This is a genomic window from Nocardiopsis mwathae, assembly GCF_014201195.1.
Classification (GTDB): Bacteria; Actinomycetota; Actinomycetes; order Streptosporangiales; family Streptosporangiaceae; genus Nocardiopsis_C; species Nocardiopsis_C mwathae.
The window spans coordinates 3,721,149-3,735,157 of record NZ_JACHDS010000001.1 but is presented as its reverse complement, the minus strand read 5'-3'; the positions used below and the strand labels follow the sequence as shown (position 1 = coordinate 3,735,157).

Genomic DNA, 14,009 nt, shown 5'->3' with positions numbered 1-14,009 from the left:
GTGCTGCCGTGCTGGCGGGTGGCGGGTGGCGGGTGGCGGGTGGCGGTGGCGTACGGGTCCCGGCGTTCTCCCACGGCCGCGTCCGCGGCCGGATAACCTGGAAGATCGTCCCCTTTCAGCAGATCCGAACAGTCCGGGAGAGTTGCGACCGATGAGTGATCGCGAATACGTACTGACGCTGTCCTGTCCCGACAGCCGGGGAATCGTCGCCGCGGTGGCGAACCTCCTCAACGGGCACGGTTGCAACATCACCGAGAGCCAGCAGTACGGCGACCACTACACCGGTCGGTTCTTCCTGCGCATGCAGTTCGTCGCCGAGCCCGCGCCGGGGGACGGGGCAGGCGGCGGGGTCGTGTCCGAGGAGGCGCTGCGCGCGGCGGTCGCGGTCCTGGCCCGGGACTTCGACATGGAGTGGGAGCTGTGGCGGTGCGCCGTGCGCCCCCGCATGCTGGTGATGGTGTCGAAGTTCGGGCACTGCCTCAACGACCTGCTCTACCGGCAGCGCAGCGGGCTGCTGGACATCGACATCGCCGCGGTGGTCTCCAACCACCCCGACCTGGAATTCCTCGCGCACTCCTACGGACTGGACTTCCACCACCTCCCGGTGCGGCCGGAGACCAAGGCCGAGCAGGAGGCACGGCTGCTGGAGCTGGTCGGCTCCTACGACGTCGACCTGGTGGTGCTGGCCCGCTACATGCAGGTGCTCTCCGAGGACCTGTGCGAGAAGCTTCCGGGCAAGATCATCAACATCCACCACTCGTTCCTGCCGAGCTTCAAGGGCGCGCGCCCCTACCACCAGGCGCAGGCGCGCGGCGTGAAGCTGATCGGTGCGACCGCGCACTACGTGACGGCCGACCTGGACGAGGGGCCGATCATCGAGCAGGAGGTCTCGCGGGTCGACCACACCCACACCCCCGAGCAGCTCACCGCGATCGGCCGCGACCTGGAGTCGCTGGCGCTGGCGCGCGCCGTCAACTGGCATGCCCAGCGGCGGATCCTGCTCAACGGCGGCAAGACGGTGGTGTTCCGCTAGGGCGTGTTCGGCGGATGCTTTCCTCCTGAGCGAGCGTCGTTCCGGTGGCCGCGAGTGAGGAAATGATCCGTCGAAGACGCCCTGGAGGCGCCGGCGCCCGGGGGCGGGGATGGCCCCGGGCGTCTGGCCCCGCTCCGGGCCCGGAGTTCCGGCCGTTGGCGGCCACCGGGATTCGGTCGCTTCACGGCGGTTTTCCTTGAGAATCGCCGTGGACCTCGGTGTCAGCAGGCTATTCTCATCGATCACACCCAGAATTCTCTACTTCTAGTAGTTCACTGGTTACCATGTGTGATGCGGGGGTTCGGTGGTCCGAGCGCGAGTGAGGGTGCGATGGGGGGCAGCGTCGACGCGGCGACGGTCGCGCGACGCATCGCGGCGCGAGTCCGGGAGCTGCCGGATGTCGTCGACCTCTCCCCGGGTGCGTTCCGCACCACGGTCACCCCGGCTCCCGAAGGCAGGATCATCGGGGTCGCGGTCCGGGCGACCACCGTCGAGATCGGCGTGGTCGTGCGCTACGGGCGGCCGCCGCCGCAGATCGCAGCGGAGATCCGCGAGGACGTGCGGCCGCTGGCGATGGGGAGGGTCGTCCACGTCTCCGTCGAGGACGTCGTGGCCGGAACGAGCTGACCACCGGGTGCGGACCGCCGCACGGACCACACACGGACACCCGCACCGCGGCCCCGCCCCTGCCGGGCCGGGGGCCGGGAGGACGACGAACCACTGAGGCGGCCCACGCCGCACGGCCGGAACGCCTGCCGGGCCATGCGGAGAGGGTTCGCCGCCGACCGCGGCGTCGGAGGTCTTCGGGGGGAGCCTCCGGCGCCGCTTCCTCGTTTTCCACGCCGCCCTCTCGGCCGGCTCGGTCGACGCCTCAGCCGTGCAGGGCCTCCAGCACGGCGTCGGTATCGGAGAGGTCGTCGAGCACGGTGTCGGCGCCGAGCGAGCGCAGCTCCGCGGCGTCGGCCTCGCCCGTGGCGACGGCGACGATGCGCGCGCCACCCTCCTGTGCGGCCCTGATGTCGTTGGCGCTGTCGCCGACGAGGACGGTGGTCGCGGCCGTGAACTCGATGCCGGTCCGCTCGTAGACGCGGCGGCGGGCGATGGAGACGAGTTCGGGCCGCTCCATGTGGTCGTCGCCGTAGGCGCCCAGCGTGAAGTCGACCATCGGGTGGAGGCCGAACGCGGTGAGCTTGCGCTCGGCGTTGCGCCGCGTGTTGCCGGTCAGCAGTGAGGAGACGATGTCGCTGGAGTCGGCGCAGTGCCGCAGGATCGGCTCGGCACCGGTGAGGACGCGGCCGCGTTCGACCATGTCGGCCTCGCGCGCGTCGAAGAGGCGGTCCTGCACGTCGAGGAAGCGCACGAAGCCGTCGTCGGCCGGGTCCACGCCGTTGGCCACCAGGGTGTCGTGGAACCAGCGCCACTCGGTACGTCCCGGGCCGCGGGTGTCCCGATGCCCGGTGAGGCCGCTGTACTCGGCGAACGCGGCGGAGAAGATTTCGAGGCCGATCCCGTCGACGTCGATCAGGGTCTTGTCGATATCCCACAGCACCAGGCGCTTGCCCACGTGTTCTCCCATCGTGTCACGGGTGGCGTGCTGTCACCGTACCCAACGGACTGTGGTGGTTCCTGCTGTTCGCCGGGAATTGTGGGGGAGGCGCCCGATACGGGGTGGGTCGGCGGCGCAGAGCACGGTTGGGTGAGGATAGGCTTACCTATCGAACGGTCCCGCGGGTCGCGCCCGCGTCCCCCTTACCCCTTGCTCGCAGTCCCCTGACCCCCTCCGACGCATCGGGAGGCCCCGTGCAGAGCTGCCATCCGCTGGTCGGCGTCGCGCGCTGGACCAGCACGCGCGAGCTCTACATCGACATCGACCTCCTGGGTGCCGCCGATCCGGCCCCCGGCGGCTCCGCGTGGACACGGCTCGACCGAGTACCCGACCGGGTCCCCGAGCTCATCACCCTCCTCCTTGAGGGCTCCTGCGCCGGCCACACCACCTCGGCCGCGGCGTTCCTCGCCGCCGACGCCGGCCGCCAGGTACTCGCCTTCGCCTGTGTGGCCGCCTACCTGACCGGGCGCGCCCCCGACCTCGCGCCGGACCGGACGTGGGTCCGCCACGACCCGGCGACCGGCCGCCTCGACCGGCTGGCCCTGCGCCAGGGGGCGGTCGCCGTCCTGGACGGCGACCCGATGGGGCGCCGCCCCGGCGCCCGGTGCGTCGCCGACGAGGACGCGCTGGACGCGTGGTTCGTCGGCCGGGCCGTGGCCGCCCTCGAACCGGTGGTCGAGGCGGTGCGCTCCCACACCCGCTTCGGCGCTCGGCCGCAGTGGAGTGCGGTCGCCGACGCCCCGCACGCCGCGCTCATCGCGGCCTCCTACGAGGTCGGCGCGGACCAGTCGGCCGCCTGGGAGAGGGCGCGCCGCATGGTGGAGTGGATCAACGCCGACCGCGTCCGCGTCGCGCCCAAGCAGCGCCCCTTTCCGCTGGCGCTGCGGGGACTGCCCGAGGGCCGGTCCGAGCGGATGTTCATGGTGCGTGGCGGGTGCTGTTTCTACTACCGGTTCGGTGACCGCAAGTGTGCCGCATGTCCACTGTCGGGCGACGAGGAGCGCGAGGGTGTGCTGCGGGAGGCCTTCGAGTCGGCGGCGCTCCCGACCGCCACCTGACCGCCCACCCCGGCGGCACCCCTGCCACCCCCTATCGCCGCGCCCTCTCGTCGCGGCTCCTCATCCCTCGCGCCGATCGGCTGCGGGGGCGGTCTCCATCTGGCAGTATGACTCTATGTAGTTGTTTGATGACGGAAAGAGATCGCTCTCGTGTACTCCACACCCCGCCGCCTGGCCGCGGCCTGCGGTGCCGTACTCCTGGGCAGCCTGCTGTCGGTGGCCGTCGTGGTCCCTGCCCACTCCGCGCTCTTCGACGAGTGCTCGGTCGCCAAGGGCCTGAAGCAGGGCCGGCTCGTGTTCCCCGACCCCTACGACGAGACGGCGCTGCACCCCTGTGTCAAGAACATCCCGGTGCTCTTCCAGTGTCCGCACGGCTTCCTGTACAACCACATCGACAACGTGTGCGACCGGCCCGGCCTGAAGTCCTGAGCGGGTGGCGCCGACCCGCGGCCGGCCGCGCGCGATCAAGGGACGAATAGGGGGAGGGGTGCGGCGGGGATCCGCGACTTTCGTCACAGCCCCTTGCTAGGTTCTGCGGCATGGCGAGAAAAATGTTCCTGAACCTGCCCGTCAAGGACCTCAAGAAGTCGATCGACTTCTTCACCGCACTCGGCTTCTCCTTCGACAAGGACTTCACCGACGAGAACGCCACGTGCATGATCGTCGGCGACGACGCGTTCGTGATGCTGCTCGTCGAGGACTTCTTCACCACGTTCACCCAGAAGAGCCTCTGTGACGCCTCCACACACACGGAGGCCATCGTCGCGCTGTCCACCGACAGCCGCGAGGAGGTCGACACCCTCATCGAGAAGGCCCTGGCCGCCGGCGCCACCGCGGGCAAGGAGCCCATGGTGGAGGAGACCGGGATGTACGGCCGGTCGTTCTACGACCTGGACGGCCACCACTGGGAGGTCTTCCACATGGACTTCAGCGGCTGACCGGTCGTCGTCCCGTGATGGCGCGGCCCCCGCTCCGGTCTCGGAGCGGGGGCCGCTGCGTGCTGGGGGCCGGGTGTCGCCAGGCGCGGGTCGGGGTAGGCCCAATGCTGGGGCGGGACGTCGAGATCCAGGGGGAATCCATGACGACCGCTGCAGACATCATGCATTCAGACGTCCAGTGCATCGACGAGGACCAGACGCTGGACGTCGCCGCCCAGATGATGCGCAACCTGGGGGTGGGATCGCTCCCCATCTGCGGTAACGACCGGAAGCTCAAGGGCATCATCACCGACCGCGACATCGTGATCCGCTGCGTCGCCGAAGGCAGGGACTGCCGTTCGACCACCGCCGCCGAACTGGCGCAGGGCAAGCCGTTCTGGGTGGACGAGGACGCCGACATCGACGTCGTCCTGCAGGGGATGATCGAGCACCGCATCAAGCGGGTCCCGGTCATCCGCGACTTCCGGCTCACCGGCATCATCAGCGAGGCCGACCTCGCCCGCCACCTGCCGGAGCAGAGGCTCGGGAAGCTGATCGAAGCCATGAAGTCCGGCCCCGCCGACCAGGTCCCCGGTGCCGGCGACCGACCACACCTCACCGCCCACTGACACCCGACCCACACCACCGACCGGAGACCCCACCCCGCCACCGCGCCCGGTGGGGTCTCTGCCGTCGAACGTGGGCCACTTCGATGACCTTGGCGAGTGCAATGGTCAACAGCGCCTGTGCGGTCACCTCTGATGGATGTAACCTGGTACCAAGTTAGGTACCAAGTGGGGTGGGAGTATGCCTGCGCTGAACATCGAGTTTTCCGAAGAAGAGATGGAGCAGATCCGCCAGGCGGCCGCGGCGGAGTCGACCAGCGTCAAGAAGCTCGCCAAGGAGAGTGTCCTCCACGCGATCCAGCGCCGGAGGGTCATGGAGGCCGCAGCGCGGGTGACCCGAATCTCCGCTGGGCTGAACCGGAGGCTCGCCCAGTAGATGTCCTCCGACGCCGTCGTCTATCTGAACGCACCCCTCATAGTCGAGATCACGACCCTCACTCTGCGCCAGAACGAGCAGGGCGACGCGGTAGTGCGAGACTACGGGCTCCTTGAGAGCGCGGCACATCGTCCGCGCTCGTCATCGTTCGGAGTGGAGCACTATCCGGGGCTGTTCGACAAGGCCGCGGCACTCATGCAGTCGCTTGCCCGGAACCACGTGTTCGTCGACGGCAACAAGCGGGCCGCGTGGAACTGCGCGGCCACCTTCCTGGAGGTGAACGGGGCTCCGCTGATCGAACCCGTCGACGAGGACAGGGCGGAGGCGTTCGTCCTCGACGTCGCCACGGGAAGGCTCGGCGACATCGAGGACGTCGCGGCGACCTTGCGCACGTTCCACGAGGTGGCCTGACGCCCCCTCAGCACTCGATGACGTTGACGGCCAGCCCGCCTCTACTGGTCTCCTTGTACTTGTCGTGCATGTCGCGGCCGGTGTCTCTCATGGTCTTGATGACCTTGTCCAGGGAGACGAAGTGGCTGCCGTCGCCGCGCAGGGCGATCTTGGTGGCGCTGATGGCCTTGACCGAGGCCAGCGCGTTGCGTTCGATGCAGGGGACCTGGACCAGGCCGCCGATCGGGTCGCAGGTGAGGCCGAGGTTGTGCTCCATGGCGATCTCGGCGGCGTTCTCCACCTGGGCCGGGGTGCCGCCGAGGGCTTCGGCCAGGCCGCCCGCGGCCATGGAGGAGGCCGAGCCGACCTCGCCCTGGCAGCCGACCTCGGCTCCCGAGATGGAGGCGTTCTCCTTGAACAGGATGCCGATCGCGCCCGCCGTCAGCAGGAAGCGGACGACGCCCTCGTCGCTCGCGCCGTCGCTGAAGTGCGAGTAGTAGTGCAGCACCGCCGGGACGATACCGGCCGCGCCGTTGGTCGGGGCCGTCACCACACGGCCGCCCGCCGCGTTCTCCTCGTTGACCGCCAGGGCGTAGAGGGTGATCCAGTCGCTGCCGCGCATCGGGTCGCTCACGTCGGTCGTGTCCGGCCTGGCCAGGCCCGCGGCGTCGCACCGCCCGCCCAGCTGGCGGTAGAGGCGGTGCGCCCGCCGAGGAACCTTGAGCCCGCCGGGCAGGGTGCCCTCGGTCATCACGCCGCGGCGGACGCACTGCCGCATCACCCCCCAGATCTCCAGCAGCTCGTCGTGGATCTCCCGGCGGGACCGGCCGAACGCCTGCTCGTTGGCGAGCATGATGGAGCTGATCGACATGCCCGTCTCCTCGCACAGCGCCAGCAGCTCCGCGGCGGTGGCGAACGGGTAGGGCAGCGGGGTGTCGTCCGCCTTGATCCGGTCGGCGCCGGCCGCCTCCTCGTCGACGACGAAGCCGCCGCCCACCGAGTAGTAGACGCGCGAGCGCAGCTCCGCGCCCTCGGCGTCCAGCGCCACGAACCGCATGCCGTTGGGGTGCCCCGGAAGGCTTTCCTTGCGGCGGAAGTCGACGTGCTCGGCGGGGGTGAAGGTGATCTCGCGGTCGCCGCCGAGGGACAGGCGCTCGGTGGTGCGCACCTCCTCCAGCAGCCGCGGCACGGCGTCGACGTCGACGTCCTCCGGGGTCTCGCCCAGCAACCCGAGGATGACGGCGGTGTCGCTGCCGTGCCCCTTGCCGGTGAGTGCGAGTGAGCCGTACAGCTCGGCGCGGACGGTCGCCACGTCCTCCAGCAGGCCGCCGTCGGCCAGGCCCGTGACGAACGTCCGGGCCGCCTTCATCGGGCCGACGGTGTGTGAGCTGGAAGGTCCGATGCCGATCTTGAATAGGTCGAAGACGCTGATGGCCATGGGATCCTGCCCTCCTCGTTGAGTAACAGGTGCGGTTGTCGTGAACGATGGTGGGGGGCAGCGGCGCGAACGCCGACAGCCGGGCCCTGCGCCGAACACGGTGCGACGGCGCACGGCCCGGCTGTCCGAGTGCGGTGGCGGCCGCGCGGCGGCTCAGCGCCGCGCGACCGCTCCCGTTCCGCCGGGGGTAGCGGGGATGTCCCGCTACAGGCCCGGGTAGAGCGGGTGCTTGCGCGCGAGGGCGACCACGCGGTCGCGCAGGGCGTCCGCGTCGTACTCCGGCTTGAGCGCCTCGGCGATGACGTCGGCGACCTCGGTGAAGTCCTCCTCGCCGAAGCCGCGGGTGGCCAACGCCGGGGTACCGACGCGCAGCCCGGAGGTGACCATCGGCGGGCGCGGGTCGTTGGGCACCGCGTTGCGGTTGACCGTGATCCCGATCTCGTGCAGGCGGTCCTCCGCTTCCTGGCCGTTGAGCCGGGAGTTCACCAGGTCCACCAGGACGAGGTGGACGTCGGTGCCGCCGGTGAGCACGTTCACGCCGGCCTCGATGGCGTCGGGCCGGGTGAGGCGCTCGGCGAGGATCCGCGCGCCGGCCAGGGTGCGCCGCTGGCGGTCCGCGAACTCCTCGCCCGCCGCCATCTTCAGCGCGACCGCCTTCGCCGCGATCACGTGCTCCAGCGGGCCGCCCTGCATGCCGGGGAAGACCGCGGAGTTGATCTTCTTGCCCAGCTCCTTCTTGGCGAGGATGAGCCCGCCGCGCGGGCCGCCGAGCGTCTTGTGCGTGGTCGTGGTGACGACGTCGGCGTAGGGCACGGGGTTGGGGTGCAACCCGGCCGCCACCAGGCCGGCGAAGTGCGCCATGTCCACGAAGAGGATCGCGCCGACCTCGTCGGCGATCTTGCGGAACCGGGCGAAGTCCAGCTGCCGCGGGTAGGCCGACCAGCCGGCGACGATCATCTTGGGCCGGTGCTCCCGGGCCAGCTCCTCGACCTCGTCGTAGTCGACGGTGCCGTCCTCGTCGCGCACGTGGTAGGCCACGGCGTTGAGGATCTTGCCGGAGTAGTTGATCCGCATGCCGTGGGTCAGGTGCCCGCCGTGCGCGAGGTCCAGGCCCAGGATGGTGTCGCCCGGCTTGAGCAGGCCGAAGTACACCGCGGTGTTGGCCTGGGCGCCGGAGTGCGGCTGCACGTTGACGTGCTCGGCGCCGAACAGCTCCTTGGCGCGGTCGATGGCGAGCTGCTCGACGACGTCGACGTGCTCGCAGCCGCCGTAGTAGCGGCGGCCGGGGTAGCCCTCGGCGTACTTGTTCGTGAGGACCGTCCCCTGGGCCTCCAGGACCGCCCGCGGGGCGAAGTTCTCCGAGGCGATCATCTCCAGGGTGTCGCGCTGGCGGGCGAGCTCGGCGTCGACGGCGGCGGCGACCTCGGGGTCGTACTGCGCCAGGGTCTGGTCGATGATGGTGCTCTTCTCGGTCATGGTGATCAGCCCTCGCCTTCGGTGACCTGGGTGTACTGCTCGGGCGTCAGCAGGTCGGCCGGGTCCTCGGCGAGCTCGACCTTGAAGAGCCACCCGCGGCCGTAGGGGTCCTCACCGATGATCTCGGGGTTGTCCACCGCGTCCTGGTTGGTGTCGACGACCTCGCCGTTCACCGGTGCGTAGATGTCGCTGACCGACTTGGTCGACTCGACCTCGCCGCAGGTGTCGCCGGCCGCCACCGTGGCACCCGTCTCCGGCAGGTCGACGAAGACGATGTCCCCCAGCGCCTCGGCGGCGTAGGCGGTGATCCCGACGGTGGCGACACCGTCGTTGATGGCCACCCACTCGTGCTCTTTCGTGTAGTTCAGCTCAGCGGGAACGCTCAATTCAACTCCCCAGGAGATCTTTCGTTGTCGTCCGGCACCGCGGGACAGCTCCCGCACGGTCGTGTCCTGTACACGTTGCGGCGCGCCCTCGGCCCCGGCGGAGATTCTGCCGGGTGTCCGACGCCGCCCGCACCGCGGCTCGCGCCTGGCCGCAGCCGGCCAGGGGCATCAGCGGTCCCGTTTGTAGAAGGGCAGCTCGACGACGTCGACCTCTTCGGCGCGCCCCCGCACGTCCACGGTGAACGTGCCGGAGGCGGTGTCGAGGTCGCCGTCGACGTAGGCCATCGCGACGGGCTTGCCGAGGGTGGGGGAGGGGGCGCCGCTGGTGATGGTGCCCACCGGGGACCCGTCCCGCAGGACCTGCTGGCCGTGGCGCAGGGGGCGGCGGCCGCGGCCGACCAGGCCGATCAGGCGGCGGGTGCGCTCGGTCTCCGCGGCCTTGGCCAGTGCGGCGCGGCCCACGAAGTCGCCGTCCTTCTCGAACTTGACCACCCGGCCCTGACCGGCGTCGAAGGGGGTGATGTCGGCGCTGAGCTCGTTGCCGTACAGCGGCATGCCCGCCTCCAGGCGCAGCGTGTCGCGCGCGGACAGCCCGGCCGGGACCAGGCCGTGCGGCTCGCCGGCGGTGAGCAGCGCGTCCCACACGGCGGGGGCGTCGGAACCGGGGTGGACGAAGATCTCGAAGCCGTCCTCACCGGTGTAGCCGGTGCGGGCGAGCAGCACGGGGTGGCCGGCCACGGTGTGGTGGTAGCCGGCGTAGTACGTGATCTCCGACAGGTCGGCGTCGGTGAGGGGGGCCAGGATCCGCACGGCCTCGGGGCCCTGCAGGGCGATGAGGGCGTAGTCGGCGGACCGGTCCTCGACCCGGACGTCGAACCCGGCGGCGCGTTCGGTGAGCGCGGCGACGACGGTGTCGTTGTTGGCGGCGTTGGCGACGACGAGGTACTCCTCCTCGCCGAGCCGGTAGACGATCAGGTCGTCGAGCACACCGCCGTCCGCCGCGGTGATCATGGTGTAGCGGGCACGGCCGACCTTGACCTTGGACAGGTGTCCGACCAGCGCGTAGTCGAGGAACGCGGCGGCCTGCGGGCCGGTCACGGCGATCTCGCCCATGTGGGACAGGTCGAACAGTCCGGCGCGCTCGCGCACCGCCCGGTGCTCGGCGGTCTCGCTGCCGTAGCGCAGCGGCATCAGCCACCCGGCGAAGTCGACGAGGTTGGCCCCCAGCCGCTCGTGGACCGCGTGCAGCGGTGTTCTGCGGGGGGCGCTTGCGGGCTCCGTCATGGGCACTCCCGAGAGGATGGACGTCGTATCTGCAAAGGCGTTGCCATCCTCCCCCTCTGTCATCGGTGCCTGAGAGCTTCACCCCGCGCACGGCGTGGCTTGCACCTTCGGCGAGGAGCGGTGCGCTCCTGCTTTCCAGAGTGGTCTCGCCCGTACGGTCCTGTGCGCCTGAGAGGTTGTCTTCGGGGAGGAATTGCTCCTTCGGCGGCCCGTGCTGGATGCGCGGACACTCTCCCGTGCGGGGTCAGCAACTAGCGGCCAGCCTAGCAGCGGCGACGGGCGGCGCCCAGCGGCGGGTCCGCTCAGGCCTTGCGGCGGGTGCGGACGGCCTCGGCGAGCTCGCGCAGGACGCTCTCGGTGGTCTCCCACCCCATGCACTTGTCGGTGATGGACTGGCCGTAGGTGAGGCTGTCCGGGTCGCCGTTGAGCTTCTGCGCACCCTCGACGATGTTGCTCTCCAGCATCACGCCGACGATGCCCTTCTCCCCGGCGGCGACCTGCTCGCCGATGGCGTGGGCGACGCTCGGCTGGCGCGTGTGGTCCTTGCCGCTGTTGGCGTGGCTGGCGTCGATCATGATCCGGCGGGGCAGGTCCGAGCCCTCGATGACCTCCAGCGCCGCGCCGACGCTCTCGGCGTCGTAGTTGGGGCCGGAACGGCCGCCGCGCAGGATGACGTGGCAGTCGGGGTTGCCGTGGGTGACGACGACCGACCCGGCGCCGCTGGGGTCGACGCCGAAGAAGGTGTGCGACGCGGCGGCGGCTCCGCAGGCGTCGACCGCGACCTGCACGTCGCCGTCGGTGCCGTTCTTGAACCCGACCGGCATGCTCAGGCCGCTGCTCAGCTGTCGGTGCACCTGGCTCTCGGTGGTCCGCGCGCCGATCGCGCCCCACGCCACCGCGTCGGCGATGTACTGCGGGGTGATCGGGTCGAGGAACTCGGTGCCCGAGGGGACGCCCAGCGAGCCGACGTCCAGCAGCAGCTTGCGCGCGGTGCGCAGGCCGCGGTGCACGTCGTAGGTCTCGTCCAGGCCGGGGTCGTTGATCAGGCCCTTCCAGCCCAGAGTGGTGCGCGGCTTCTCGAAGTACACACGCATCACGATGCACAGCTCGCCGCTGAGCGAGGGGATGAGGTCCTTGAGGCGGCGGGCGTAGTCGAGCGCGGCCTCGGTGTCGTGGACCGAGCACGGTCCGACGATCACCAGCAGCCGGTCGTCATCGCCGTCGATGATCCGCTTGATCTCGGCGCGCGCGTCCTCCACCAGGGTGCTGCGCTCGGGGCCCATGGGCAGTTCGGCCAGGACGTCCTGCGGTGCGACGAGCGGAAGGTAGCTCTCGACCCTGGTGTCGTTGGTGTTCGGCATGCCGTCTTCCTCTACCCCTCGTTCGCCGCTGTTCGCCTTCGGCAACACTAACGCGGCGGCGCACGTCAGGCTTCCACTGCCCGACGTTTGTGGCGTGGGTCATCGGCGCCGGGCACGCCCTCCGGCGCCGGTCGTCCTCGCGTCCTTTCCCCGGCCTTCTAGCCCTTTAGTCCTTTAGCCCTTTAGTCCTTCAGTCCTTGAGGTCGGGGAAGTCCTCTTCCCAGTACTCGTGCTCGTTGCGGCCGCCGGCCTCGGCGTCGCGCCCCTCTTCGGCCTGGCGCAGCTGTACCCGGCGGATCTTTCCGGAGACGGTCTTGGGCAGCTCGGCGAACTCCAACCGCCGCACCCGCTTGTAGGCGGACAGGTTCTCGCGGGCATAGCCGAGGATGTCGCGCGCGGTCTCGGCGTCGGGTCTCCGGCCCGCGACGAGGGTGACGAAGGCCTTGGGGACGGCCAGGCGCACCGGGTGGGGGGAGGGCACGACGGCCGCCTCTGCCACGGCCTCGTGCTCGATGAGCACGCTCTCCAGCTCGAAGGGGGAGATGCGGTAGTCGGAGGCCTTGAAGACGTCGTCGCCGCGTCCGATGTAGGTGATGTAGCCGTCGGCGTCGCGGGTGGCCACGTCGCCGGTGTGGTAGCGGCCGCCGCGCATGACCTCCTTGGTGCGCTCGTGGTTGTCGCCGTAGCCGGCCATCACTCCGACGGGGTCGTCGGCCAGGTCGACGCAGATCTCGCCCTGGTCGCCGACCTCGCCGGTGACGGGGTCCTCCAGGGCGATGGTGAACCCCGGCATGGGGCGGCCCATCGAGCCGGGCCGGATCTCCTGCCCGGGGCCGTTGCCGATCTGCAGGGTCGTCTCCGTCTGCCCGAACCCGTCGCGCACCGTCAGCCCCCAGGCGCGCCGGACCTGTTCGATGACCTCGGGGTTGAGCGGTTCGCCCGCCGCGACCACCTCGCGCATGGGCACGTTCCATGAACCAAGGTCCGCCTGGATCAGCATCCGCCACACCGTGGGCGGCGCGCAGAAGGTGTCGACGCCGCACCGCACGATCTGGTCCAGCAGGTAGGAGGCGTCGAACACGGCCTGGTTCACCACCAGGACCGTGGCCTGGGCGTTCCACGGGGCGAAGACGCTGCTGTAGGCGTGCTTGGCCCAGCCCGGCGAGGAGATGTTGAGGTGCACGTCGCCGGGGCGGATGCCCGCCCAGTACATGGTGGACAGGTGCCCCACGGGATAGGAGAGGTGGGTGTGCAGCACCATCTTGGGTCGGGAGGTGGTGCCCGAGGTGAAGTAGAGCAGCAGCGGGTCTCCGGCGGGGGTGGGGCCCTCCGGCGCGAAGTCCAGACCGGCGTGGAGCGAGTCGGTGTAGTCGAGCCAGCCCTCCATGATCCCGACCGCGATCCGCGTCCAGTGCCCGCCCACCCCCTCGAACTTGGGGGTGTCGACCGCGTTGACGATCACGTGGGCGATCTCGCCCCGCTCGATCCGATCGGTGATGTCGCTTTCGGACAGCAGCGTGGTGGCGGGGACGACGACCGCTCCCAGGCGCATCGCGGCCAGCGTCGCCTCCCACAGCTCGACCTGGTTGCCGAGCATGACCAGCACCCGGTCGCCCCGGTGTACGCCCTGGGCGAGCAGCCAGTTGGCGACCTGCCCGGAGCGCTGCGCGAGCTCGCCGTAGGTCGTCTTGGTCTCGGTGCCGTCCTCCTCCACGATCCACAGCGCGATCCGGTCGGGGTGCTCGGCGGCCGCGACGTCGAAGTGGTCCAGCGCCCAGTTGAACTCCTCGGGCCGCGGCCAGCGGAATTCGCGGTGGGCCAGGTGCTGGTCCTCGCGGTGGTCGAGGAGGAAGTCGCGGGCGGAGCGGAACTCGCGGGCTGCCGGGCTGGACATGGGCGAAACCTCCACGTCGTCACTGTGACTCTGGTCACCTTACCCGGGCGAAAGGTGCGTTTCCGAGGCGACCCGCTCAAGATCGTCGGGCGGCGGAATGGTGTCTAGGATTGGCATGACGGCCGCCGCTGCCGCGGGACGTCGCCCCCTGTGCCCGCTCGCCG

Annotated in this window: 15 protein-coding genes and 1 riboswitch; of the genes, 8 read left to right on the top strand and 7 right to left on the bottom strand. The window is 70.4% G+C overall.

Annotated features, from left to right (window positions below; all coding sequences use genetic code 11):
* Window positions 1-151: 151 nt before the first annotated feature.
* On the top strand, window positions 152-1,033 hold the full coding sequence (purU, locus tag HNR23_RS16075; RefSeq protein ID WP_184076389.1) for a formyltetrahydrofolate deformylase: 882 nt from the start codon (window positions 152-154) through the stop codon (window positions 1,031-1,033).
* 330 nt (window positions 1,034-1,363) lie between these two features.
* The gene (locus tag HNR23_RS16070) at window positions 1,364-1,660 is read left to right on the top strand and encodes a hypothetical protein (protein ID WP_184076388.1); all 297 of its coding nucleotides are present in this window, start codon (window positions 1,364-1,366) and stop codon (window positions 1,658-1,660) included.
* A 244-nt stretch (window positions 1,661-1,904) separates the two neighbouring features.
* Here HNR23_RS16070 and HNR23_RS16065 read toward each other — a convergent pair whose 3' ends face one another.
* Window positions 1,905-2,609, bottom strand: coding sequence for an HAD family hydrolase (locus HNR23_RS16065; protein ID WP_184076387.1), 705 nt, complete (start codon window positions 2,607-2,609; stop codon window positions 1,905-1,907).
* A 224-nt stretch (window positions 2,610-2,833) separates the two neighbouring features.
* On the opposite strand from HNR23_RS16065, the gene HNR23_RS16060 reads away from it, so the two are divergent.
* The 6 genes from HNR23_RS16060 (at window position 2,834) to HNR23_RS16035 (ending at window position 6,027) form a co-directional block, all read left to right on the top strand.
* Window positions 2,834-3,697, top strand: a complete 864-nt coding sequence (locus HNR23_RS16060; protein WP_184076386.1) for a hypothetical protein — start codon at window positions 2,834-2,836, stop codon at window positions 3,695-3,697.
* Between the two features lie 150 nt (window positions 3,698-3,847).
* A complete protein-coding gene (locus HNR23_RS27530) occupies window positions 3,848-4,126 on the top strand; it encodes a carbohydrate-binding module family 14 protein (RefSeq protein WP_184076385.1) in 279 nt (92 codons plus the stop codon).
* A gap of 110 nt (window positions 4,127-4,236) precedes the next feature.
* On the top strand, window positions 4,237-4,635 hold the full coding sequence (locus tag HNR23_RS16050; protein ID WP_184076384.1) for a VOC family protein: 399 nt from the start codon (window positions 4,237-4,239) through the stop codon (window positions 4,633-4,635).
* A gap of 140 nt (window positions 4,636-4,775) precedes the next feature.
* Window positions 4,776-5,243 (top strand): CBS domain-containing protein, encoded by a 468-nt coding sequence (locus tag HNR23_RS16045; RefSeq protein ID WP_184076383.1) that lies wholly within the window; start codon window positions 4,776-4,778, stop codon window positions 5,241-5,243.
* A gap of 178 nt (window positions 5,244-5,421) precedes the next feature.
* Window positions 5,422-5,616 (top strand): hypothetical protein, encoded by a 195-nt coding sequence (locus HNR23_RS16040; protein ID WP_184076382.1) that lies wholly within the window; start codon window positions 5,422-5,424, stop codon window positions 5,614-5,616.
* The gene (locus tag HNR23_RS16035; protein WP_184076380.1) at window positions 5,617-6,027 is read left to right on the top strand and encodes a type II toxin-antitoxin system death-on-curing family toxin; all 411 of its coding nucleotides are present in this window, start codon (window positions 5,617-5,619) and stop codon (window positions 6,025-6,027) included. It abuts the gene before it with no gap.
* Between the two features lie 7 nt (window positions 6,028-6,034).
* On the opposite strand, the gene HNR23_RS16030 is transcribed toward HNR23_RS16035, so the two are convergent.
* The 6 genes from HNR23_RS16030 to HNR23_RS16005 all read right to left on the bottom strand — a co-directional run bounded on the left by HNR23_RS16030 (window position 6,035) and on the right by HNR23_RS16005 (window position 13,845).
* The gene (locus tag HNR23_RS16030) at window positions 6,035-7,444 is read right to left on the bottom strand and encodes an L-serine ammonia-lyase (RefSeq protein WP_184076378.1); all 1,410 of its coding nucleotides are present in this window, start codon (window positions 7,442-7,444) and stop codon (window positions 6,035-6,037) included.
* Between the two features lie 204 nt (window positions 7,445-7,648).
* On the bottom strand, window positions 7,649-8,920 hold the full coding sequence (locus tag HNR23_RS16025; RefSeq protein WP_184076376.1) for a serine hydroxymethyltransferase: 1,272 nt from the start codon (window positions 8,918-8,920) through the stop codon (window positions 7,649-7,651).
* 5 nt (window positions 8,921-8,925) lie between these two features.
* On the bottom strand, window positions 8,926-9,306 hold the full coding sequence (gene gcvH / locus HNR23_RS16020; RefSeq protein WP_184076374.1) for a glycine cleavage system protein GcvH: 381 nt from the start codon (window positions 9,304-9,306) through the stop codon (window positions 8,926-8,928).
* Between the two features lie 168 nt (window positions 9,307-9,474).
* On the bottom strand, window positions 9,475-10,590 hold the full coding sequence (gene gcvT / locus HNR23_RS16015; RefSeq protein ID WP_184076372.1) for a glycine cleavage system aminomethyltransferase GcvT: 1,116 nt from the start codon (window positions 10,588-10,590) through the stop codon (window positions 9,475-9,477).
* Window positions 10,591-10,735: 145 nt separating this feature from the next.
* A riboswitch (glycine riboswitch) is annotated at window positions 10,736-10,837 on the bottom strand.
* 55 nt (window positions 10,838-10,892) lie between these two features.
* Window positions 10,893-11,951: a 3-deoxy-7-phosphoheptulonate synthase gene (locus HNR23_RS16010; RefSeq protein ID WP_184076370.1), complete on the bottom strand. Its 1,059-nt coding sequence runs from the start codon at window positions 11,949-11,951 to the stop codon at window positions 10,893-10,895.
* 190 nt (window positions 11,952-12,141) lie between these two features.
* Entirely contained in the window at window positions 12,142-13,845 is a 1,704-nt protein-coding gene (locus HNR23_RS16005) for an AMP-binding protein (protein ID WP_184076368.1), read from the bottom strand.
* Window positions 13,846-14,009: the final 164 nt, after the last annotated feature.